This window comes from Kitasatospora sp. NPDC002543, assembly GCF_053594915.1.
Map to the genome: position 1 here is coordinate 49,056 of NZ_JBSFWR010000036.1, position 22,000 is coordinate 71,055.

The 22,000-nt window shown below is 75.7% G+C and carries 14 protein-coding genes, 2 tRNA genes and 1 pseudogene; 7 read left to right on the forward strand and 10 right to left on the reverse strand.

Annotation, left to right across the window (positions count from 1 at the left end):
* The first annotated feature begins 102 nt into the window (after positions 1-102).
* Both ACWD4P_RS17545 and ACWD4P_RS17550 read left to right on the forward strand, forming a co-directional pair.
* Complete coding sequence (locus ACWD4P_RS17545; protein ID WP_449780175.1) at positions 103-837, forward strand: hypothetical protein; 735 nt, start codon at positions 103-105, stop codon at positions 835-837.
* Between the two features lie 120 nt (positions 838-957).
* Positions 958-1,404, forward strand: a complete 447-nt coding sequence (locus ACWD4P_RS17550) for a GNAT family N-acetyltransferase (protein WP_359831062.1) — start codon at positions 958-960, stop codon at positions 1,402-1,404.
* Here the strand turns inward: ACWD4P_RS17550 and ACWD4P_RS17555 are convergent.
* The 8 genes from ACWD4P_RS17555 to ACWD4P_RS17590 form a co-directional block, all read right to left on the reverse strand.
* Complete coding sequence (locus ACWD4P_RS17555; protein ID WP_449780176.1) at positions 1,401-2,570, reverse strand: hypothetical protein; 1,170 nt, start codon at positions 2,568-2,570, stop codon at positions 1,401-1,403. The genes ACWD4P_RS17550 and ACWD4P_RS17555 overlap by 4 nt on opposite strands.
* Before the next feature lie 360 nt (positions 2,571-2,930).
* Complete coding sequence (locus tag ACWD4P_RS17560; RefSeq protein WP_359831058.1) at positions 2,931-3,716, reverse strand: hypothetical protein; 786 nt, start codon at positions 3,714-3,716, stop codon at positions 2,931-2,933.
* A gap of 200 nt (positions 3,717-3,916) precedes the next feature.
* Positions 3,917-3,990, reverse strand: a tRNA-Met gene (locus ACWD4P_RS17565).
* 50 nt (positions 3,991-4,040) lie between these two features.
* Positions 4,041-5,441, reverse strand: coding sequence for a PrsW family intramembrane metalloprotease (locus tag ACWD4P_RS17570; RefSeq protein ID WP_449780177.1), 1,401 nt, complete (start codon positions 5,439-5,441; stop codon positions 4,041-4,043).
* A 116-nt stretch (positions 5,442-5,557) separates the two neighbouring features.
* A complete protein-coding gene (gene trmB, locus ACWD4P_RS17575; RefSeq protein ID WP_359830698.1) occupies positions 5,558-6,388 on the reverse strand; it encodes a tRNA (guanosine(46)-N7)-methyltransferase TrmB in 831 nt (276 codons plus the stop codon).
* Between the two features lie 248 nt (positions 6,389-6,636).
* Complete coding sequence (locus tag ACWD4P_RS17580) at positions 6,637-8,214, reverse strand: TROVE domain-containing protein (RefSeq protein ID WP_449780178.1); 1,578 nt, start codon at positions 8,212-8,214, stop codon at positions 6,637-6,639.
* 415 nt (positions 8,215-8,629) lie between these two features.
* Positions 8,630-8,699: transfer RNA gene (locus ACWD4P_RS17585), tRNA-Ser, on the reverse strand.
* Positions 8,700-8,813: 114 nt separating this feature from the next.
* Entirely contained in the window at positions 8,814-10,241 is a 1,428-nt protein-coding gene (locus tag ACWD4P_RS17590) for a hypothetical protein (RefSeq protein WP_049658584.1), read from the reverse strand.
* Positions 10,242-11,068: 827 nt separating this feature from the next.
* Between ACWD4P_RS17590 and ACWD4P_RS17595 the strand changes: the two genes are divergently transcribed.
* The 3 genes from ACWD4P_RS17595 to ACWD4P_RS17605 all read left to right on the forward strand — a co-directional run bounded on the left by ACWD4P_RS17595 (position 11,069) and on the right by ACWD4P_RS17605 (position 14,679).
* Positions 11,069-13,231 carry an asparagine synthase-related protein gene (locus ACWD4P_RS17595; protein WP_449780179.1) on the forward strand — a complete coding sequence of 721 codons (2,163 nt, stop codon included), beginning with the start codon at positions 11,069-11,071 and terminating at the stop codon, positions 13,229-13,231.
* A gap of 119 nt (positions 13,232-13,350) precedes the next feature.
* Positions 13,351-13,872: a universal stress protein gene (locus ACWD4P_RS17600; RefSeq protein WP_359831524.1), complete on the forward strand. Its 522-nt coding sequence runs from the start codon at positions 13,351-13,353 to the stop codon at positions 13,870-13,872.
* A gap of 102 nt (positions 13,873-13,974) precedes the next feature.
* Entirely contained in the window at positions 13,975-14,679 is a 705-nt protein-coding gene (locus ACWD4P_RS17605) for a DsbA family oxidoreductase (RefSeq protein WP_359831522.1), read from the forward strand.
* Positions 14,680-14,848: 169 nt separating this feature from the next.
* Here the strand turns inward: ACWD4P_RS17605 and ACWD4P_RS17610 are convergent, their stop codons facing one another.
* Positions 14,849-17,089: a sigma-70 family RNA polymerase sigma factor gene (locus ACWD4P_RS17610; RefSeq protein ID WP_449780180.1), complete on the reverse strand. Its 2,241-nt coding sequence runs from the start codon at positions 17,087-17,089 to the stop codon at positions 14,849-14,851.
* A 337-nt stretch (positions 17,090-17,426) separates the two neighbouring features.
* Positions 17,427-18,317, reverse strand: a complete 891-nt coding sequence (locus ACWD4P_RS17615; protein ID WP_449780181.1) for a TetR/AcrR family transcriptional regulator — start codon at positions 18,315-18,317, stop codon at positions 17,427-17,429.
* A 554-nt stretch (positions 18,318-18,871) separates the two neighbouring features.
* Here ACWD4P_RS17615 and ACWD4P_RS17620 point away from each other — a divergent pair.
* Positions 18,872-20,245, forward strand: a complete 1,374-nt coding sequence (locus ACWD4P_RS17620) for an NAD(P)/FAD-dependent oxidoreductase (RefSeq protein ID WP_449780186.1) — start codon at positions 18,872-18,874, stop codon at positions 20,243-20,245.
* 206 nt (positions 20,246-20,451) lie between these two features.
* A pseudogene (locus ACWD4P_RS17625) lies at positions 20,452-21,729 on the forward strand (SpoIIE family protein phosphatase); the annotation flags it as partial.
* Positions 21,730-22,000 lie beyond the last annotated feature (271 nt).

A 22,000-nucleotide genomic window follows, 5' to 3' on the forward strand; every position in this document is an offset into this window, starting at 1 on the left:
CCGCCCGCGCCGCACACGGCCCCGCCCGCACCCCGCCGGCCCCGCCCGCGCCCCGGACGCCCTCCGGGTGCGGGCGGGGCCGCCGCGTGTTCGGATGGCCGGGTGCCCGCCGCCGGCATTCCCCCCGCTCTCCCGGACGTCCTGGTCACCTCCCGTCCGCTGGACGAGTACTGCGCCCTGTTCGGCCTCACCCGGGCCCGGCTCGCCGCCCTGCCCGGCCCACTGCTGGACTGCCCCGGCGGCGCGGCCGGCCTGGCCGCCGAGGCGCGCGAGCTGGGCTGCCGGGTGATCGCCGCCGACCCGGTGTACGCGCTGCCGCCGCCCGCGGTCGCGGACCGCGCCCTGGAAGCCCGCGCGGCGATGGCCGCCGCGATGGCGGCCCGCCCCCAGCTCTACCCCTCGCCCCGCCCGTACCGGCCCGAGCGGTACCTGCGCAGCTGGGACCGCGCCCGGCGGCTGTACACCGCGGACTCGGCCGCCCACCCGCAGCGCTACGTGGCCGCCGCACTGCCCCGGCTGCCCTTCGCGGACGGCGCGTTCGCCCTCACCCTGAGCGGGTACCTGATCTTCGCCTACCCCGAACTCTTCGGTCAGGAGCGCCAGTTGGCGGCGCTGACCGAGCTGGTCCGGGTCACCTCGCCGGACGGCGAGGTCCTGGTCCAGCCACTGAACGACGGGCAGGGCCGCCGCTGCGGCCACCTCGGCCCGCTGCGGCGGGCGCTCGGCGAGCGCCGGATCGCCAGCGAGATCCGCCGCTGCCCCGGGCCGGTGGACGGCCGGACCCGGCGGGTCCTGGTGCTGCGGTCCGCCGACCGCGGGCGCCGGGCCGCTCGGTGACCGGCCCGGCGTGTGGCGCGACGTGCGGCGCGGTGTGTGGCAGTCCGGGCGGCTCGGGCGTCGGGTCCGCGGGCGATTATGTAATGGTCACTGCTCCGGTTGACCCCTATACTCACCCGCATGATCGAGACGACCATCCGGCGGGCCGGCGCGGCCGACGCCGACCGGCTCACCGCACTCATCCAGGCCTCCTCCACCTACCACGGGGCGTACTTCGCGATGATCGACGGGTACCGGGTGACACCCGACTACGTCGCCCGGCACGAGGTGTGGATGGCCGTGGACACCGAGGGCGACCGCCTGCTGGGCTTCTACGGGATGATCCGCGAACCCGCCGAGCTGGACCTGATGTTCGTCGCCGACGAGGCGCAAGGACTGGGGATCGGCCGCCGGCTGATCGCCGACATGCTCGACCGCGCGCGCGAGGCCGGGATCGAGGGCGTCAAGGTGGTCTCCCACCCGCCGGCCGAGCGCTTCTACCTGGCGGTGGGCGCCGAACGCGTCGGCACCTTCCCCGCGCACGGGAACATCACCTGGGACCGCCCCGAACTGCTCTTCACTCCTTAGGAGTTCACCTCGGCACCGGGCGAAGCCGGCTGCCCCGGCGAGGCCGGTCGGCCCGGCGGGCTCGGCTGGGCCGGTACCACCGGTGCGGTCCGCGGTACGGCCGGGTCCGGCACGAGGGGCACCACCGGGAGCCGGGAGAGGATCTTCTCCGCCAGCCAGCTGCGGTCCGACCCGTACGGGATGCCCCGCGGGTCGGCCAGCTGTGCCGCCACCGCGTCCCGCAGCCGCTGCTCCCCGGCGGCGGGCAGCCGGGACAGCAGCCCCCGGGCGGCCAGCAGCGCGTGGTACTGCTCGAAGCCCGAGTGCGGGTGCTCGATCGCGTCCAGCACGCTCGACAGGTCCGCCAGCGCCGGGTCGCCCTGCATCAGCGCGAGCGCCTGGATCCGCCGGCCCTCGGAGCCGTCCGCGAAGAGGTCCCGCACCTGGTCCGCGGTGAGCGCCGAGCGCCGCGCGGTCGAGCGGACCTCGGCCACCACGCCCTCCGGCCCGGCCGGCGCACCGGAGGAGGGCGGCAGCTGGCCGGCCAGGGCGGCCGGGCGCTGCGCGCTGCCGCCCAGCAGTCCGAGCTGCTGCATCGCGCGGACCCGCAGGTCGTCCGCGCCCACCTTGTCGCCGTGCCGGTCGCGGTCCTGCCCGGCGAGGAAGAGGTCCAGCGCCTGGTCGGTCTCGGTCAGCGCCTGCGGCAGCGCCAGCCTGGTCACCAGCCAGCCGGCCAGGAAGCCGAAGACCAGGAAGTACAGCACCAGCGCCGCCGCGAACGGCGCCACGCCCTCGCCCCCGCCGAGCGCGGGCGCCAGTGCCGCGCCGAGGTCGTGCATCCGCTCGCCGAGCGAGCCGAGCTGGGTCAGCCCGACACCCAGCAGCACCTTGGTCAGCCAGTCCGAGACCTGCTCCAGATTGGTGTTCGGGGCGTAGGAGCCCTGCGGCTCTCCGGCGCCGGCGCCGCCGCGCACCCGGGGCACCCCGAACAGGAAGCCCAGCGCGCCGCCGAGCACCACCGAGGCCCCGACCACCACCAGCCCGCCGCCGAGCGCCTGCCAGGCGTGCTCTCGGCCGAGCGAGAACAGCAGCAGTCCGACCAGCCCCGTGCCGGCCAGCACCCCGGTGGCGCCCCACTGCGCCCTCCGCGGCGCCGCCCCGGCGTTCAGCCGCCGTGCCTTCGCCATCGCCCACCCCCTGTGTCCGCGCCGCTCCGCTCCGGAGTCCGCGCCGACTCTAGCGTCGCGGCCCCGCCGCGGAAACGCGGACGGCCCGCAGGCTGCTCCTCCGCGCCGGCCCGTGCACTGGCCAGGCGCCGAGGCACCGGGGATGTTCCGGTGGGCCTGCGGGCCGGGTGACTGCTGTGGATTTCGCCTGCCGGAGGCCTGGGGCCTCACCCTGCGCAGGCAGGGGCGGCTCTAGCGAGCAGCCACCTCACGCATCCTGATGGAACTCAATTCAGGATCACCTCCCTTCAGTGTGCTGCCAGCCTAGGCAGCCCCCGGCGGGAGGGCAACGGATTATTTCGCGGTGCCCGCGTCCGCCGTTCAGCCGGTCTTGAGCTGGTCCTTGAACTTGGTGAAGTCGACCGTGTTGTCGGCGGCCGGGGGCTGGACGGTCAGCGGCTTGTCGAACTCGCTGAAGTCGATCTTGCCGTTGCCGTCCTTGGCGCCGGTGTGCTCGATCCGCACCGGGTACGGCTTGCCCTCGGTGGCGATCTGGAGGGTCGAGACCTCGCCCTTGGAGTCGGTGGTCTTCAGGCTGAAGGTCTTCACGCCGTTGACATTGCCGGCGGAGCCCTTCTCGACCTTGTCGCTGCTCTTGCCCTCGGCGATCTTCTGGCCGAAGTCGGCCAGGTTGCAGACCTTGGTGAGGGAGCCCATCGACGGGTCGCTCTCGAAGCCGGTCAGGTAGCGGCCCTTGAACAGCTCGGCGGCCTTGGCGCCGTCCGGGCCGCCCACGTTGGTCCAGAAGTCCTTGTCCGGCTTGACGTACGAGGTCTTGCCGTCGCTGATGATCTCGAACTTGCCCAGGCCCGGCATCCCCATGGTGCCGGTGCACTGGCTCTTGTTGTCCATCGACAGGTTCATCTCCATCGCACCGTTGCCGGTGTCGACGGTGCCGGCCAGCTTGAGGGAGGTCGCGGAGGCCAGGGCGTCCTTGGCCTGCTTCTGGATCTCCTGGGCGCTGAGCTTGTCGGTGTCGAGCTTCTGCGCGGAGCCCGCCTTGGCGTCGCCGGCCTTCCCGTCGCTCTTGGTGTCGCCGCACGCGGCGGTGCCGGCGGCCAGGACGAGACATATCGCGGCGGTGCTGACCAGTCGCTTCGACAGCATGTGGTGCTTCCTGTCCGGGGTGGCACGAGCGGCCCGAGCACCCCCAATCGGATGAATTTTTCCTCAGTATGGTTCAGGGTCCTGACAGGGGATCATCAGACAGGCCGCTGTTACAGCTTCGTGGCAGGACCGTGCCCCGCCGGAGCCCGGACACGCGAAAGGCCCGGAGGAAGAATCCTCCGGGCCTTTCGGCTACTGAGTAGCGGGGACAGGATTTGAACCTGCGACCTCTGGGTTATGAGCCCAGCGAGCTACCGAGCTGCTCCACCCCGCGTCGGTGAACACAACAATACGGGGAAGTCGCCGAGATGGGAAATCGCCTCCTCAGGGCACCCCGGCCACCCGCCGCCGACGGGGCGCCGCGTGCCGGGCCGTACGGCACCTCGCCCAGGCCGCGAAGCAGACCAGGGCGGTGAAGCAGGGCACCATCAGTGCCCCGTACACCACCAGGAAGCCGTCCGTGCCGAGGTCGGCGGCGGCGTTCCAGGTGCCGTGCAGCACCATCGCCAGCAGCAGCCCGGCCGGCACCGCCAGCCGGGCCAGCCAGCGCCGCGAGGTGGTGAGGGCGACGGCCAGGCCGATCCCGGTGAGCGCGGTGAACAGCGGGTGGGCGAAGGGCGAGAGCAGGGCGCGCAGCACGAAGGTCTGCACGGTGCTGTCGAAGTCGCGCAGGCTGGGAGGGTCGCCGAGGCCGATGCTGTCCAGCCGCTGCCGCTGGTCGCTGCTGAAGGCCCGGCCCAGGTAGAGGGCGTTCTCGGTGAACGCGAAGCCGCAGGCGGTGATCCCGCCGAGCACCATTCCGGCGGCCAGGGTGCGCGGCCGGGAGCGGTGGTGCGGCGCGCCGGAGGGCGGGGCCGGGCGCAGGTAGGGCAGCGGCCGCAGGTACGGGCGCAGCCGCCGGCGGCCGCCGGCGTGCGGCCCGGCCGGGCGGTGCGGGTGCGGGTGGGAGTGCGGGCTCCGGGGCGCGGCGGACCGGTGCAGCAGCGGCGCGCAGGGGCGCCCGGTGCGGCGGCCGTGGCAGCGCAGCCGCTGGCCGAGGGGGAGCAGGAGCACCAGCAGGGCGGTGGCCTTGGCGGTCTCCTCGATCACCGGGGTGGCGATCCCGGCCCCGAGCAGCTCGCCGAACGGGCCCCGGTGCCGGGTCAGGTAGTTCGCCGTCCAGTTGTTGGCCAGGATCGCGACGGTGGTGGCCGCGCAGGCGCCCCAGCCGAGGCAGAACACGGTGTGCCGCAACGGCACCCGGGCGGTGAGGTTGAGCCAGGCCAGGCCGCCGAGCACGAACGGCAGCGGCACCATCGCCAGGCCCAGGCCGACCAGCAGCCCGACGGTGCCGGTCTGCCGTTGGACCAGGTGCAGGATCAGCACCCCGCAGCCGATCAGGGTCAGCACGGCGGTCGCGGTGACGGAGGAGAGCGCCACCGAGCGGCTGCGTCCCGGCGGGGCACCGGCGGCGGGTGTCCCGGGGGCCGGCGCACCCGCGGCGGGCGGTTCGGCGGCGGGGGCACCGGGAGGAGCGGCAGCGGAGGTGCCGGGGCCGGGGGCCGGGGGCCCGGCCGGGACCGGCGCGGCGCCCGGCCGGGGCAGGAAGCGGCGGGCCCGGCGCCTCCGGGGCCCCGGGATGGTCCGGGTGCCACCGGTGCTCGGGACCGTCTCCGGTACGTCGGCGGCGGCTCGGACCGTCGTCCGGCCGTTCGTCCGGAACCCGCCGCCGGACGGGCTGCCCATGCGGCACAGGGTAGGCCAAGGCGGTGGTCCGCCGGGAGGACCCGCGGCGAACCGGCCGGTTCCGGCCCAGCCTCAACGGCCGCCCCGCCAACGGCCGTTCGAACGGCGCCGGTCGATCAGCGGCGGCGGAACAGCAGGTCGTGGACGACGTGGCCCTTGGCGATCCCGGCCCGTTCGAACTTGGTCACCGGACGCCAGTCCGGCCGCGGGGCGTAGCCGGGAACGCTGCCGTCCGGGTGGTCCGCGGGTTCCAGCCAACCGGTCCCGTCACCCTCCGGGTGGAGGTTCTCCAGCTCCGGCGAGGCGGACAGCACCTCCAGCATCTGCTCCGCGTACGGCTCCCAGTCGGTGGCGCAGTGCACCAGGGCGCCGGGGGCGAGCCGGGGCAGCACCAGGTCGAGGAAGGCGGGCTGGACCAGCCGGCGCTTGTGGTGCTTCGGCTTGGGCCACGGGTCGGCGAAGTAGACCCGCAGACCGGCCAGTGAGGCGTCCGGGAGCATGTCGCGCAGCAGGATCACCGCGTCGCCGGCGGCCGTGCGGACGTTGCGGGAGCCGTCGCGCTCCAGCAGCCCGAGCAGGTTGCCGTGGCCGGGGGTGTGGACGTCGGCGGCGAGGATGCCCGTCGTGGGGTCGGCGGCGGCCATCGCGGCGGTGGTCTCGCCCATGCCGAAGCCGATCTCCAGGGTCACCGGCAGGCCGTCGAACAGCTCCGGCAGGTCCAGCGGGGTGCCGTCGATGGGGATGCCGTACGTCTCCCAGCTCCGGTCCAGGGCACTCGCCTGGGCGTTGGTCATCCGGCCCCGGCGCGGCTGGAAGCTGCGGATGCGACGCTCGCGGTGCTGGGCCTCGGTGGCCTTGTGCGGGTACATCGGCGCGGGGTAGGCGGCCGGCGCGGCGGACAGCCGGGCGGACGGCGAGGGCTGGGGGATCGGGGCGGTGGCAGTCACAATCACCCGAGTCTACGGGGCTGTCGGGGCTCCGCGGCGGGGCCTGTGACCGGGCTCATCCGGGCTCGTCGGGGCGCCGTTGGCGCCGGCTCCTCCGGACCCGCCCGCCGACGGCGCCCGGTCCGTTCCCGCCCGACCGGTGCCCGGTCCGTTCCCGCCCGACCGGTGCCCGGCGGGCACACCTGCCGGGGAACGGGGAAGGAGCCGCACCCCCGTGACGGCTCCTTCCCCCTTCTCCCGGTGCTCCGCTACTCCTCCCAGGGCCAGCGGGCGTTCGCCCCGGCCTCCAGGAGGGGGACCAGTCGGAAGGCCGCGTCGCTCAGGCCGCCGAAGGTGTGCCGGTGGGAGCCGCCGCTGGGGCCGTGGGCCGGGGCGTAGCCGGCCAGGTTCCAGGTGTAGACGGGCACGTGGGCCGGGACGGCGGCGAGCGGGTCGCGGCCCCAGCGGCTCGGTCCGGTCTGTTCGTCGGTGACGATCACCACCCGGTCGTGGCCGCGGTAGTGGGTGCGGACGGCGTCGGCGGTGTTGGTGCCGCCGAGGTCGGAGAAACGTTCCAGCACCCGCAGCACCGCCTCGCCCCGGCCGACCTCGACCACCCGGCTGGTGGAGCCGAACTCGACCAGGTCCGCCTCGGCGGCCCGGATCTTCAGCGCGGTGCCGAAGATCGCCGCCGAGTCCGCCCGGTTGAGCTCGGTCGGCCCGCCGGAGCGGTCGAACATCGAACCGGACCGGTCCACCAGGACCAGCGTCCGGCCGGGCAGGCCGGGCACGTTCGCCAGCGAGTGGCCGAGCGCGGTCTCCAGCGCCTGCCCCCAGCGCAGCGAGGGCACGTTGCGGTACGCGGCCAGGTAGCGGAACGGGAACTGCCGCGAGCGCCGCACCTCGCCCTGGTCGGAGATCCGCCGGGCGACCTCGGCCGCGACGGCGTCCGAGACCCCGGCCCGGTCGAAGTTGCGCAGGTTCCGCACCAGCGCCATCGGCCCCATCGACGGAATGACCGCCTCCCAGACCGCCGCGTCCAGCGGCCCCTGCAGCCAGCCCGCCAGCGCCTCCCAGGTCAGCCCGGCGGCGGCCAGCCGCTCGGCGCCGCCCTCGGCGGTCACCGCCGCCCGGCGCTCCTCGACGGGCAGCGCCAGCAGCGCGCGGTTGGCGGTCAGCATCCGGTCGGTGGCCGGCGGCACGGCCTCCTCCGGCCGGTGCCGGCGGTCCAGCGCGTACGCGAAGAGCGCGCCCTGCCACTCCTTCTCCGGAGCCGGCGAGGGGTGGGTCAGCTCGATCACGTCGCCGAAGCGGTAGCCCTTGCCCGCGGTGTCGTACTTGAGCAGCGAGCGGGCGTCGTACAGGTGCCGGACGGCGTCCGCGACGCCGCGCTTGAGCGGCTTGGGCAGGGCCCGGCCGTAACGCGAGGTCCAGTAGGCGAGCAGTTCGCCGGGCTCGTCGGGGCGCCGCAGCACCGCGGCGACGGCCTGCCGGGAGTGGCCGTGGGCGCCCGCGTCCAGCCGGGCGCGGGTGAACTCGGCGGCGCCGACCAGGGCGGCGGTGCGCATCTGGGCGCCGTGGCGCAGCCAGCGCAGCAGTCCGAGGGTCCACTCCGGCTCGGCGACGGCGAGTTCGCGCACCAGCTCGGTGTAACGGTCGTCGCGCTCGCCGGCGCCCTCGTGGAAGGTGTCCCGGCCGACCATGTTGGCCACCGCGAGCAGGAAGAGCTCGGACTTGCGGTCCCGGACGAATCCGGTGCCGCCGTTGTGGTTGACGGTGCGCCGGCCGGTGGTGGCCACCGGCGAGCTCGGACTCGCCTTGGCCTTGCGGAAGTTGAACCTGGACATGCGGAAGCCCCCCTCGGCCTGCTGGTGTCAGTGGGAGGGAGGCATGCCGCGGCCGGGGTGCCCGAGGTCGTGCCGGCCGCGGGGCGGCCGGCATCGGCGGGGGTGTATGCCTTGTGCTCTACCCGATTGAGCCAGCGGCCGCGTACGGCACGCCCGGGACTCGAACCCGGAACCGCAAGATCCGAAGTAACCCCCGCCTGCGCACCGGGCACTCCGGAACGCGGTGCCTCCCGAGATCGATCGATTCGGCTGCGGTACAGGTGCTTCACAGCGCCCCGCCGGGGGCACTCCACAGAAGGAACCGCCGCCGTCGCACCGGGGGGTGCGGACGAACTATTCACGTGTGGGTGTCCAGAGATCGAAGGCGGCTGAGGTGACATAGCTGCTCTGCCGACTGAGCTACACCGGCACGGAGTACCGGTGGCGGGACTCGAACCCGCGACACGCCCATTAAGAGTGGAAGTAACCTCTGCCTGCGCACCTGGACGGGAGAAACCCTGCCAGGCCCCTCCCGCCACCGCACTCCATTTTCCGGCGGTCGCCGCGTCACCGTCCCGTCCGCTCGTCCCGGGGCGGCGCTCACGCCGGGGCGACGGCGCTCACGCCGGGGCGACGATCACCGCCCGCGCCCGCTCGGTCAACTCCCGTACCCGGCGTTCACCCTGGAAGGGCTCCAGCCGCCGCAGCATCTCCACCACGTACTCCCGGCTGCGCTGCGAGGAGATCCGGCCGGCCACCTCGACGGCGCGTTCGCCGGCGGCGACCGCGGCGTCCAGGTTGCCCGCCTCGGCCTCGGCCATCGCCGAGACCACCAGCCGCAGGCCGTGCGAGCGGACGAAGCCCTCGGTGGGCGTGGCCAGCGCCTCGCGGGTGAACTGCCGGACCTTGGAGGGCACTCCGAGGTCGCGGAAGCACTCGGCGGCGTCGGCGGCGAGCCGGTCGTAGGCGTAGAAGTCGATCCACGCCGGATCGGGATCCCCGGCGCGCGCCCGTTCGAGTGCGCTCTCCGCTGCGCCGAGCGCCGTCGCACAGGCCGCCGCGTTCCGGGCCTTGGCCTGGGCCCGGGCCTCCACGAGGTGGAAGAAGCTCATGGTGCGGGCGGTGGCCAGGCCCCGGTTGCGCTCCAGCGCGGCCTGGGCGAGGTCGACGGCCTCCTCGGCGAAGCCCCGGTAGCCTGCCTGGAGGCTCATCGAGGCCAGTACGTAGCCGCCGAGCGGGACGTCGGCGGCGGCCCGGGCGAGCCGCAGCGCCTGGATGTAGTAGCGCTGGGCGGCCTCGTGCTGGCCGGTGTCGAAGGCCATCCAGCCGGCGAGCCTGGTGAGTTCGGCGGTCGCGCCGAACAGCGCCCGGCCGACCGCGTCGCTGTACGAGGCGAGCAGCAGCGGTGCCGCCTCCACCCGCAGGCACTCCGGCACCATCGACGAACGCCAGTCCCCGCCACCGTACTTGGAGTCCCAGCGGCGGGCCTCCTGGGCGGCCTCGCGGAGCTTGGCGGCGTCCGAGTGGCCGACCCGGTAGGAGGAGGTGTCGGTGGGGGAGCGCGGCACCTCGCGGGCCACCGAGCCGTCCGCCGGGGTGATCAGCCAGCGGGAGACGGGCGTCGCGTAGGCGGCGACCGAGAAGGTGCCGGCCAGGCTGTCGCTCCAGCGGCCGCCGCCGGGGCCCCGGCGCAGGTCGAGGTCGACCCGCCAGAGGTCGGTCGCGGAGCGGACCGCGTCGGCGACCTCGCGCGGGAAGGCCAGGCCGAGTTCGGGCGCCGGGTCGGTGTCGCCCAGGCCGATCTCCTCCAGCGGGACGGGCCGGCCCAGCTTGCCGCCGATCGCGGTGGCGATCAGGTGCGGGACGGGCCCCTGCGGCACCATGCCCTTGCTGACCCAGCGGGCCACCGAGGTCTTGTCGTACCGCAGGGTCAGCCCGCGTTGGGCGCCGAGGTCGTTGACCCGGCGGGCCAGTCCGGCGTTGCTGATCTGGGCGAGGGTCAGGAGCGTGCCGAGCCGTTCGTTCGGTCCACGTGGGCTGACGGTCATGGTGGCGGCGGCACCTCCTGCGGCCTTGTGCGCGGGGCCCGGGCGGCACCGGGCCGTAGCTGCTGTACCTAGCGTAGTCGGACGCGTTCCGACGGTTAAGAGGTCGCATTCCGGATGGCGGGATCGTGCACTCGGCGGTGGAGCACGGGAGTTGGTCCGGACCACTCGGATCCGGCCGACCGTGCCGCGCGCCGGAGCGTCGTGCTCCGGTCCCGTGTTCGCGTGCGCCCGGCCGTGCCCCCTGGCCCGACCGGCTGGTCGGCGATTCGCTGGTGGTCGTGGGTCGGCCTGCCGTCGAGGACCCGGCGGGCCGGGGACGCCGCCGCCTCAATCCCCGCGGGGCGGTGGTGAAGTCCGGGAGGGCATGCGGATGCCCTCCCGGGCTGGGCGACGCCTTTCGGCCATCTCGCGATGCCCATGTCAAGGGCGTTTCGCCTGCGGTCCGGGCCGGGGAGGGGGAGGCCCGGCCCGCGTCCCCCGTGGAGCGCCGGGCGGAACCAACCACCTTCCCGCACACGGAACTTGTTCACGGGCAGGTCTCGTCCGCCGGAGCGGCGACCGACCCGGAGCGGGGCGGGCGCGGGGGCGCGGACACCCGCCGACCGGCCCGCGCGGCCGCGGCCGCGATCGAACGGCCGGACCGAACGGAGCCGGAACCCGAAACTCCGACCACGACGACGCCCCGCGGTGGCACGATGTCTCCTGACGGCGCGCCGAGCTGCGGGGGCACGCCGGGACGCGCGCGGGCCGCCACGGCACACCACCCGGCCGCCCGGCGGGCGGCGAGCGCGCCGCACGGATGCAGGTCCTCGTCCGGTGGAGGCGCGATGCGGTGGCTGACGGGCTGGTGCACGGGCGCGCCGAGCGCGGGCGCCCCGGCACGCGAGGCGCTCCGCGGGGTCGAGCCGATCGCCGCGCGCCCGCTCTGGGCCGGGCCCGATCCGCTCTGGGCCGTGGGTGACTGGCGCCCGGGGGAGATCCGCCTGGTCACCCTCCGCCCCGGCGCCCCCGCCGTGGTCAGCACCGGCCCCACCGCCCCCGACCAGGTCGAGGACACCCCCGCCACCTCCCGGCTCGCCGTCCTCGGCCACTGCGGCGCCACCGACGCCGAGCTCGCCGCCGGCCTCGCCGCCGCCCGCGGCGGCGCCGTCCGCCACCTGACCGCCTGGCCCGGCAGCTACACCGTCGTGCTGCGCTCCGGCACCCGGTCCACCCTGCTGCTCACCGACCTCGCCGGGGCCCGGCCCGTCTTCCACACCCCGTGGGCCGGCGGCACCGCCTACGCCACCGCCGCGCTGCCGCTCGCCGACCTGGTCGGCGCCGCGCTGGACACCGGCCACCTCGCCGCCCGGCTCGCCTGCCCCGAGTCCCCCGAGGCGCTCGGCGACGGCACCCCATACCAGGGCGTCCAGCGGGTGCCGCCCGGCCACGTGCTCGGCGTCCGGGGCGGCCGCCCGTACCTGTCCGGCTACGACGACCCGGCAGGCGCCGAGCAGCCGCGCGACGAGGCGCCCGCCGTCCGCGAACTCACCCGCGCCCTGCTGGAGTCCGTCCGCTCCCGGGTCCGCACCACCGCCCCGGCTCCCGACCGGGCCGGGCGGGCCCGGCTCGGCGTCGACCTGTCGTACGGGACGGCCTCCGCGACCGTCGCCCTGCTCGCCGCCGCCGTCCCGCTGCCTCCGGTGCCCGCGCCCACCGCGCCCACCGCGTCCACCGCGTCCGGCGGCTCCACCGCCGCGGCCGCCGTCGCGGCCAGGAGCGGCGCGGTCAAGGGCTCGTGGGCCCGCGCCGCCGCCCGGGGGCCGGCCGCCCCCGAGCAGGTGGCCGCCGTCACGCTCGGGGAGACCGAGCCCCCGGCCTGCCTCGCCCTCGCCCCCGACACCCCGCGGCTGCGGCACACCGTGCTCGACCCCGGCCCGGACACCCTCCCGTACGCCGGGCCGGGCGCCGACCCGCAGGCCGGCCGGCTGACCGACGAGCCCGGGCCCGAACTCGTCGCCGCCGCAAGGGCCGAGGCCCGCTTCGGCGCCGGCGGCACCGACCACCTCACCGGCTACGGCGCCCGTCAGGTGCTGGACGGGCACCCGGCCCGGCTGGCCGACCTCATCCGGGCCGGCCGGCCGCGCGAACTCCTGCCCCCGGTCGTCGCGCTGGCCGGCGCCGACCGGGCGGCCGCGGGCGTCCTGACCGGCACGCTGCGCACCCCGCTCACCGTGCTCAGGGCGGCCCACCGGCTCTCCCGGGTCCGCTACGCCGAGGCGCTGGACGAGGCGGCGGCCAAGCTGACCGCCCGCCACGTCCCGGACGGCGCGGGTACGGCGGGGGCCCGCTCGGCCGTCGACCTCGCCTGGTGCGTGCCCGGCCCGGCCGCCCGCTGGCTCTCCGACGAAGCGCTCTCCGCGGTCGCGCTGCGGCTCCGTCTGGCCGCGCGCAGACCGGCGCCCGAGGAGCACCCCGGCGCGCACCGCGCCCGGCACGCCCTCTACCGGCTGGCGCACTCCTTCCGCACGATCGTGCAGGCCGCCGAACAGCCCGGCCAGCGGCTGCACGCGCCCTTCCTCGACAACCAGGTGGTGCGCGCCGCCCGGCTGCTGCCCGACGACGTCCGCCTCCAGCCCGGCGCCCGGCACGCCCTCCTGCACGCCGTCCTCACCGGCGCGGGCCGCACCGACCTGCCCTCCGACTGGGGCCGGGGGCCCCGTCCCGACCGCACCGCCCCCGCCCGCGCCGGCCTGCGCCTCGCCGCCGACGGCCTCGCCGAGCTCTTCGACTCCCCGCTGCTCGCCGAAGCCGGCCTCATCGACCTTCGCGCCGTCCGCGCCGGTCTGGCCCGCTCCGCCGACCCCGGGAGCCCGCTCCCGCCCTCCGACCTCGCCGGCCTCGCCGACCTCGTCTCCACCGAACTCTGGCTCCGCCGCGTCCGCGCCCGCCGCCACGGTGCCTGCTGGACCGGCCTGCCCAGCCCCCGCCAACCCGCCCTCACCTCCTGAGCCCCCGCCGCCGCGGCACCCGCCTCCTGCGGCGCGGTTGCCGGGCGCCGGTCGGCGGGGCGGTGATGATGGCGGGGATGTGGATCCGGGATGTGGATCCGGGGTGAGGAGGAGGCACGGTGACCGGTGGGAGCGCGGGGCGGGAGGTGCCGGTCGTGCTGTCGGTGCTCGGGCGTCCGCCGGCGGGGCGTCCGCCGGGGGTGCTGGCGGCCTGCGACGGGTCGGACGGGTCGCTGTGGGCGCTGGACCGGGCGATGACGGAGGCCGAGCTGTTCGACCTGCCGCTGTACGTGCTCGCCGTGGTCAACCCGGCGCCGGCCGGCTACCCGCCGGGGATGGCGGAGCTGGTGCAGGAGAGCGTGGAGACGCTGGTCGAGAGCATGGCGGACGGGCTGCGCCGCTCGGTGGCGGCGGTGCAGCGCCAGCGGCCGGCGCCGTACGCGGGGGAGCTGTCGCTGCACGTGGTGCTGGGCAACGCGATCGAGGTGCTGCTGGAGGCGGCGCCCCGGCAGCACACGCTGGTGATCGGCACCCGGGGCAACGGCGGGTTCTCCCGGCTGCTGATGGGTTCGGTGAGCTCGGCGGTCGTGCACCACGCGGCCTGCCCGGTGCTGGTGGTCCCGGCGCCGCCCGCGGTCTGAGCGGCGGGACGGGTGCCCGCGGGGTGCCGGGAATGTACCGAGATGGTTCACCGTTCACCCATCTCGTACCCATCTGACGAGACGCCCCCTGGAGCCCCCCGCATGAAGGTCGAGATCTGGAGCGACATCGCCTGCCCCTGGTGCTACATCGGAAAGCGCCGGTTCGAGCAGGCGCTGGCGGACTTCCCGGGCAAGGAGCGGGTCGAGGTCGTCTACCGCCCCTACCAGCTGGTCCCGGACGCCCCCGCCACCGCGAGCCCGCACCGCGCCTGGCTGGCCGAGCGCTACGGCCCGCAGTCGGTGGCGATGGACGCCCGGGTGGCCGAGCTGGGCCTCGCCGAGGGCATCACGTACGACTTCGACGCCGCCCTGCACGCCAACACCTTCCTGGGCCACCGGCTGCTGCACCTCGCCGAGGCCGAGTACGGCCCGGCCGTCCAGGGACGGCTGAAGGAGGCGCTGCTGAAGGCGCACTTCACCGACGGCGTCGACGTCGGCGACCGCGCCGCCCTGACCGACGTCGCCGTGTCGGCCGGGCTGGAGCGGGCCCGGGTGACCGCCTACCTGGCGGGCGACGAGGGCACCGCCGAGGTCGAGGCCCAGCTGGCCGAGGGCCGCGAGCTGGGCATCAGCGCCGTGCCGACCTTCGTCTTCGAGGGCAAGTGGGCCGTCCAGGGCGGCCAGGACGCCGCGACCTTCCGCAAGGTGCTGGAGCAGGTCGCCACCGAGATCGGCGAGCGCCGCCCCGCCCCGGTGCAGGTCGCCCCGGCCGGGGAGGCCTGCGCGGACGGCTCCTGCGCCATCTGACGCGGACCGCTGATCGGCCGGGCGCCCGACGCGGCGCACGGCCGTGCGGACCGGAGGCCCGCTCCGGGGATCCTGGAGCGGGCCTCCGTCATGACCGCCCGGAGCGCGCCCGCGTCACGGGCACCGACCGCGTCATGGGCACCGACCCGGGTCACGGGCACCGACCGCGTCACGAGCAGCGGAAGCGGGCCTGCGCCCAGTCCGCGACGTTCAGCGCCGACCAGATCCCGTTCACCGGTGTGACCATCAGCTTGACCGACTTCTGCCCCGCCAGCGGGACGTGCACCGGCACCGGGTCGTCGCCGACGGCCAGCGGGCCGGAGCGCCACAGGGTGGCGCCGTCCCCGCCCTCGACGGAGAAGACGACCCCGCCGGGCGAGAGCGTGGCGTCGTCCACCCCGGCCACCGCGTCGAAGGAGGTGCAGCTGCGGTTGAGGTCGATCACGGTGCCCGCCGGGGCGTGCACGGTGATCACGTGCGGGTGGTAGTCGCCGCCGATCCAGCCGCCGTCGCGCTGCCAGAACTTGTCGCTGCCCTTCTGCCGGATGCTCGGCTCGGGCGGCGGCACCCGGTTGTTGCCGGGCTTGAGCACCGGCAGCGAGTTGCCCCAGAAGTCGCTGAGCACCGGTGGTGTCGGCTTGGTGACGGTCGGGGTCGGCACCGGCGGAAGGGTGGGCGTCGGGACGACCGGCACGTCCGGCGTCGGCAGCGGCGGGAGGGTCGGCACGGTCACGACCGGTGGAGTGACGACCGGCTTCGGTGCCTTGGACGTGCTGGGCCCGGGCGTGGTGGGCTCCGGCGCCAGGGTGCCGGCGGGCTCCGGAGCCGGCGTGGACCTGGCGGCCGGCTTGGCCTCGGAGCTCGCCGGGGGCGCCCCCGGGGCCGGAGCGGCGGCGCTGGGGGCCGGGGCCGGGGCCGCGGGGGGTACGGCCGCGGGAGACGGCGCCGCCGGGGAGGCGGCGACCGGGACGCTGGAGGCCGGGGGAGCGGCCGCCGGGGGCTTCGGCTCGGGCGAGCCGGTGAGCGCGTACGCGGCGACGGCGGCCGCGGCCACCGCGATGGCGGCGGCGATCCCGGCCTTGGCGGCGGTGCCCAGGCCCTCGCCGGCCGCTCCGGCGGCGGCACCGCCCCCGCCGGAGGCCGCACCGGCCGAGCCCGCTGCGGCCGTACCGGCGGCGGCCCCCGAGGACCCGGAGACCGCGGCGGCCGACCCGGCCGCAGCCGCACCCCCGACGGCGGCGGCACCGCCCACGGCGGCCGCGGCGGCGCTGAACCCGCCGACGCCGATCCAGACGAGCACACCGCCGGGCAGCAGGGCGCGCAGCCCGGTGTTGATCTCGGTCAGTTCCAGGCAGGCGGCCGTGCAGCGGTCGCACTCCTTGAGGTGCCGGCCCACCTCGGCCGAGGCCCGCTTGCGCAGCGAGCCGCGCGCGTACGCCCCGAGCCGGTTGGCGTACGCCTCGCACCCGCTGTCCTGGCTGCCCGAGACGTGCGCCTGGAGGAAGGCGGCGGCGAGCCGGTCGCGGGCCCGGTGGGCCTGCACGGCGGTGGCGTTGGCGGTCTTGCCGAGCATCACCGCGACGGTCTTCGGGGACTCCCGTTCGACCTCGGTGTGCCAGAGCACCATCCGGTCGTCCTCGGGCAGTTCGGCGTAGGCCTGCATGACCATCCGCTGGTCGGCCATCGCCATCGCCCAGGCGTCGGCACCCGGGTCGGCGAGGTCGACGTCGACCACGGCGGCCGAGGTCTGCGCGAACACGGCGAAGTCGTCGACGAGTTGCTCGCGCCGTTCGCTGCGGTGCCAGGCGGCGGCCACGTTGCGCACGGCGGTCAGCAGGTACGCGCGGACGGCGAACTCGGGGCCCTTGCCCGCCCGCAGCGCCTGCAGGGTGCGGGCGAACACCTCGCCCGCGAGGTCCTCGGCGGTGAAGCTGTCCCGGCAGCAGGTGCGGGCGTAGCGGCGCACCGAGTCGGCGTGCCGGCGGTAGATCTCCTCGTACGCGGTGTCGTCGCCGGCCCGCACCCGGGCGGTCAACTCGGAGTCGGAGGCGGGGCGCTCGCCGTCCACCGGGTCGGCGGGGGCGGGTACGGTCGGCCGGGCGGTCCGGCCGTCGCCGGTGAACGGTTCGCCGACGAACGCCTCGGGGGCGACGCCGCCGCGGCCCGCCGGGGCCTGCCCGGGCACCCGGCCCGGGGGCAGTGCGGAGGCGGAGAGCGTCTCGCGGCTGGGAATCCCGGCCTGGTCGGGGACGTGGCCCGCGGCCGAAGCCGGTGCGGCGCCCGGCACTTGGGGCGTCCCGCCGGCGCCGCTGAGGCTGCAGGGGCCCGTGGCGGAACCCTCGGCGGCATCACCGGAGAAGCCTCCGAAGTCGAGGCCGTACCCGTAGTCGTTCTGTTCCTCGGCACTCACAACGGACCCCAGATTCCACGACAGCCCCCGTAGTGTGGCAGGGCGCGCGGGAGTGCGTAGGCGCACGGTTCCCCGGCAGACGGCGCCGACGGCGCGCGAACGGCGCGCATCGGGACATTGGCTCCAACCACGGGCAAAGGATGGCATAGCGCAGGGACCGGCGGTAGCCGGACCGGCCGCCTTCCACTCCTCCGAGGGGCCGTCGCGGGGGCGTCCGCCCAGCGTGCGGCAGTGGGGTGTGCGACCCCCACACCCGGCGCGCGCACTCGGCCCGCGCGCCGGTCTTCCCTCCAACTCCCGTGCCCGCCGGGCGTGGCGGACCGGCCGGCCGACGCGGTCAGCGACCCCGAAGGCCGTCCAGCAGGATCTGCAGCAGCCGGTCCGAGGGGCCGGCGGCCGGTTGACCGTCCGTCTGCGGAGAAAACGGCGAGAAACCGCCGGCCGTCGGCGCGGAGACCGACGGCCGGGCCGCGTGCACCGGCACCGACGCGGTCAGCACCAGCACCACGTCCGACACCGTGACGCCCGGCCGCAGCTCGCCCGCCGCCCCGGCCCGCGCCACCAGCGCGGCCAGCAGCTGCAGCAGCAACCGGGGATCGGCGTCGGCCGCCGACGGCTCGACCGCCCCGCCGGAGCGGGCCTCCTCACCGCGCAGGTCGAAGCGGACCGCCGCGGGCTGCTCCGCCACCCGCTGCTCGGGCACCCGGCCCAGCTCCTCCGCGTACCGGAACGCCTCCGGCGGCAGCAACCGCCCGGCGCCGCTGCTCACCGCGCGCGCCAGGTAGCCGGCCAGCGCCTCCCAGGCGCCGTCACCGCCGTACAGCGACTCCCGGGCCTGCGCCGTCAGCCACGCCACCTCCTCGGCGGCGATCCGCTGGACCAGCACCTCCTTGCTCGGGAAGCGCCGGTAGACGGTGCCGACCCCGACCCCGGCCCGGCGCGCGACCTCCTCCATCGGCGCGCCGTAGCCGAACTCGCCGAACACCTCGCGAGCCGCCCGCAGCACGCTCTCCAGGTTCCGTCGGGCGTCCACCCGCAGCCGGGCCCCCGGCACCGGCGCGGTGGCCGGTGCGGGTTCCGTGCGGTACGGGACCGCGGCCCGCACGGTTCCCGGTTGTGCCGGCCCGTTCGCCGGCGGCAGGTCCACCGGGCCGCGCTGCTCGGGGACCGTGCCCGGTCCGGCCTGCGGCGCACCCGCCCGCCCCAATACCTGCTCCTGATCCATCATCCCAACTCTCCCCCGCAGGCGTCCGAAACCGGACCCTGTCGTCGCCCGCCCCTGCACCCCCCGGTGCAGCTCAGCCCGTCAGAAGTGACCCGATGACCCATTGCTCGTGCCGCCCGTCCCGTTCCGGTGACCACGGTTCGTGCCGCCGTGCCGGGTCCACGTCCGGCTCGGCGCGTCGGCACCGTCCGGGGCCTGGTCCGGGAACTACCCTTCCCCGGATGACCGTGCCCCAGTCGGGTTCTCACGCCAACGCTGGAACTGGCCGTAGTGGCCGCTCCACGGTGCGTCGCCGCCGATTGTCATGGCGACGGCCGCCCCGGTACACAATCCGACCATAGTTCACCACTCTCCGAGGCCGAAAGTGCGTCAGAAAGTCGCCCAGTAAGCACAACTGGCCACGGCGGTCACTCGCGTGGCAACCAGCCCCGTACGGACTGTGGACAAGACGACCCCCGCCGGTCCTTCATAGGGGGGCGTGATGGGGGGACACCCCCGGCCGCGGGGCGGCCGGGACGAAACGTCGCATCGGCAGGAGGTGCACCATCAGGATCCTGATCGCCGGCGGCGGCTGCGCCGGAACGGCCGCCGCACTCCACCTCCAGCGCGCCCTGCGGGAACGGCTGCGGCGCGGCGAGGTGGAGATCACCGTCGTCGAGCCCCAGGCCTACTTCACCTACCACCCGTTGCTGGCCGAGGTGGCCGCCGGCTCGATCGACCCGAGACACGTCGTCGTCCCGCTGCGCCGGGTCCTGCCGGACTGCAGGGTCCTCACCGCCCGGATCACCCGGATCGAACACGCCGCCCGGCGCGCCCTGGCCGACGCCGCGGGCCCCGGGGAACCCCACGCCCCGGTCGAACTTCCCTACGACGTCCTGGTGGTGGCCCCCGGATCGGTCTCCCGCACGGCGCCGGTGCCCGGCCTCGCCGAACACGGCCTCGGCTTCTCCACCGTCGGCGAGGCGGTGGGCCTGCGCAACCACGTCCTGGAGCAGCTCGACCTCGCCTCCGCCACCCGCGACCCGGCGCTGCGCCAGTCCGCGCTCACCTTCGTCTTCGTCGGCGCCGGGTACGCGGGCGTCGGCGCGCTCGCCGAACTCGAGGACATGGCCCGCACCGCCGTGCGCGGCTACCACAACGTCCGCGCCGAGGACCTGCACTGGGTGCTGGTCGAGGCGACCGACCGGATCCTGGCCGAGGAGTCCTCCGAACTCGCCGGGCACACCCTGGGCGAACTGCGCGAACGGGGCGTCGACATCCGGCTGCGCACCACCCTGGAGTCCGCCGCCGACCGGGTCGTGGCGCTCTCCGACGGGACCCGCTTCGGCGCCCGCACCCTGGTCTGGACGGCGGGCGTCCGGCCGTCCCCGCTGCTGCGCGAGACCGACCTCCCGCTGGACACCCTCGGCCGGGTGCGATGTCTGCCCACCCTGCAGGCCGTCGGGCCGGACGGGCGCGCCCTGCCCGGTGTCTGGGCGGCCGGGGACTGCGCCGCCGTACCGGACCCGAACGCGGACGGCGCTCCGTGCGCCCCCAACGCCCAGCACGCCTTCGCCCAGGCCGAACTGCTCGCGCGCAACGTCGTGGTGGCCCTGGACGGCGGGCCGCACGCCCCGGGTCTGGCCGACTACCGGCCCGGCCCGGCGGCCTGCTCGACCTCGCTCGGCCCGGGGCGGGCCGTCGCGCACACCAGGCGCGGCGGCAGGCTCACCGGCCGCCGGGCCTGGTGGCTGCACCGGGCCCGGCACCTGCGGCGGCTGCCGAGCGCCGAGCGCCGGGTGCGGGTGCTGATGGACTGGGTGCTCGGCGGGGTGTTCTCCCGCGAGCCGGTCTCGCTGGGCGCGATGGAGCACCCGCGTTCGGCCTTCGAGGGAGGGTTCGACCCGAGGCCCGGACGGCCGTCCGACACCGGACCGGATGCTCCCCGGTGACCGCACCCGCCGACCCGGGCCGTCGCCGGGCCGAACGGCGAACCGAAGGGTGCACCGGAGGGCGGATCGGGTGGCCACGCCGGGCGCGCGACTTCCGGAACCGGGCCTCCGCCTGACAGGATCAGCCCGACCCGGTCATTACCCCGTGTGCTGCTGCGTACACAAAAAGTGATGATATGTCTGGAAAACGAGGAAGCGGCCGTCGTTTGAACCTCATGCGCTGGAGCGCCCGGCTCACCGGAGCCCCCTGGCGTGCCCTCCCGCCCCACGGGACCGGCACCGGGGCCGGGGCGCCCTGCCCCGACAGCGTCGTCGTGCCCAGCCCCCGGGACCCGACCGGCCCCGCCGCGGGCGCCGAGCTCCTGGACCCGCACAAGCCGCAGAACCTGCGCGAGGTCCTCAACCGCATCCCCGCCCCGGTCGCCGTCACCTACGGTCCGCTCCACCAGCTCGGCTACGCCAACCGTGCGTACCGGGAGCTCTTCGGCGAACGCCCCACCGGACTGCCGGCCGCCGAGGCCCTCCCCGAGCTCGCCACCATGGGCGTCCTGGCGCTGATGGACCAGGTCATCCGCGGCGGCCGCCCGCGCAGCGTCAAGGCCCGCTGCATCCTCGGCCTCACCGGCAACCGCTACTACAACGTCTCCTGCGTCCCGCTCGGCACCGGGGAGAACGGCGACGCCCCCACCGAGGGCCCGCCCGCCGGCGTACTGGTCTTCGCCGCCGAGGTCACCGACCAGGTCCTCGCCGCCGCCCGGCTGCGCGAGGCGGAACGCCGCCAGCGCGAGGCCGCCGTCACCCTCCAGCGCAGCCTGCTCCCGCAGAAGCTCGACCAGCCGGCCGGCCTGCGGGTCGCCGCGACCTACCAGCCGGGCGGCGCCGAGGCCGCGGTCGGCGGCGACTGGTACGACGTCATCGCCATCGACGGCGGGCGCACGGCCCTCGTCATCGGCGACGTCATGGGCCGCGGCCTGCGCGCCGCCGCCGTCATGGGCCAGCTGCGGACGGCGGTCCGCGCCTACGCCCGGCTCGACCTGCCCCCGCACGAGGTGATGCGCCTGCTCGACGGCCTCGCCATGGAGATCGACGCCAACCAGATCGCCACCTGCACCTACGCCGTCTGGGACCCGCGGCGCCGCACCCTCTCCTACGCCTCCGCCGGACACCTCCCCGTACTGCTGCGCTGCCCGGACGGCACCATCCTGCGCAGCGAGGAACAGAACGGCCCGCCGCTCGGCACCGGCGGCGGCCTGCACGTCTCCCACACCCTGCGACTGCTCCCCGGGACGACCGGCGTCCTCTATACCGACGGACTGGTGGAACGCCGCGACGAGGACATCGACCAGGGCCTCGACCTCCTGGCCCGCACCCTGGCCGGTGCGATCGGCGCCCCCGAGGTGATCTGCGCCCGCCTGCTGCGGGCGATGGGAGTGACCTCCGAGCACGACGACGACGTCGCCGTCCTGGCCTTCCAGCTGCCGGCGGAGGAGAGTGCCGGAAATGCGCTTGCGCCGGTTGACTCGGCGGCTCCGGAGGTCTAGTGTTCTTCGAGCTGCCTGGCAGGGAGCACCGGACACGCATCTGCGCGGACGGTCCCGGGGCTGCCAATCCTCTGAAACACCACTTCCGGTTCGTGCCGGTCTTTCTCGCTTTCGCGTGACGGCCTGGTGCTTATTCGGTGTGCTCGTTTTATCGGGTTGCGGTCGGATTCGCTTTTCGGAGCGGGGATCGGCTAGAGTTTGAAACGTCGGACGG

Excerpts from the sequence above, each read along its gene's own strand:
- ACWD4P_RS17550 (WP_359831062.1), top strand. The coding sequence starts at position 958 with ATGATCGAGACGACCATCCGGCGGGCCGGCGCGGCCGACGCCGACCGG.
- ACWD4P_RS17555 (WP_449780176.1), bottom strand. The coding sequence starts at position 2,570 with ATGGCGAAGGCACGGCGGCTGAACGCCGGGGCGGCGCCGCGGAGGGCG.
- ACWD4P_RS17560 (WP_359831058.1), bottom strand. The coding sequence starts at position 3,716 with ATGCTGTCGAAGCGACTGGTCAGCACCGCCGCGATATGTCTCGTCCTG.
- ACWD4P_RS17570 (WP_449780177.1), bottom strand. The coding sequence starts at position 5,441 with ATGGGCAGCCCGTCCGGCGGCGGGTTCCGGACGAACGGCCGGACGACG.
- ACWD4P_RS17580 (WP_449780178.1), bottom strand. The coding sequence starts at position 8,214 with ATGTCCAGGTTCAACTTCCGCAAGGCCAAGGCGAGTCCGAGCTCGCCG.
- ACWD4P_RS17590 (WP_049658584.1), bottom strand. The coding sequence starts at position 10,241 with ATGACCGTCAGCCCACGTGGACCGAACGAACGGCTCGGCACGCTCCTG.
- ACWD4P_RS17595 (WP_449780179.1), top strand. The coding sequence starts at position 11,069 with ATGCGGTGGCTGACGGGCTGGTGCACGGGCGCGCCGAGCGCGGGCGCC.
- ACWD4P_RS17605 (WP_359831522.1), top strand. The coding sequence starts at position 13,975 with ATGAAGGTCGAGATCTGGAGCGACATCGCCTGCCCCTGGTGCTACATC.
- ACWD4P_RS17615 (WP_449780181.1), bottom strand. The coding sequence starts at position 18,317 with ATGATGGATCAGGAGCAGGTATTGGGGCGGGCGGGTGCGCCGCAGGCC.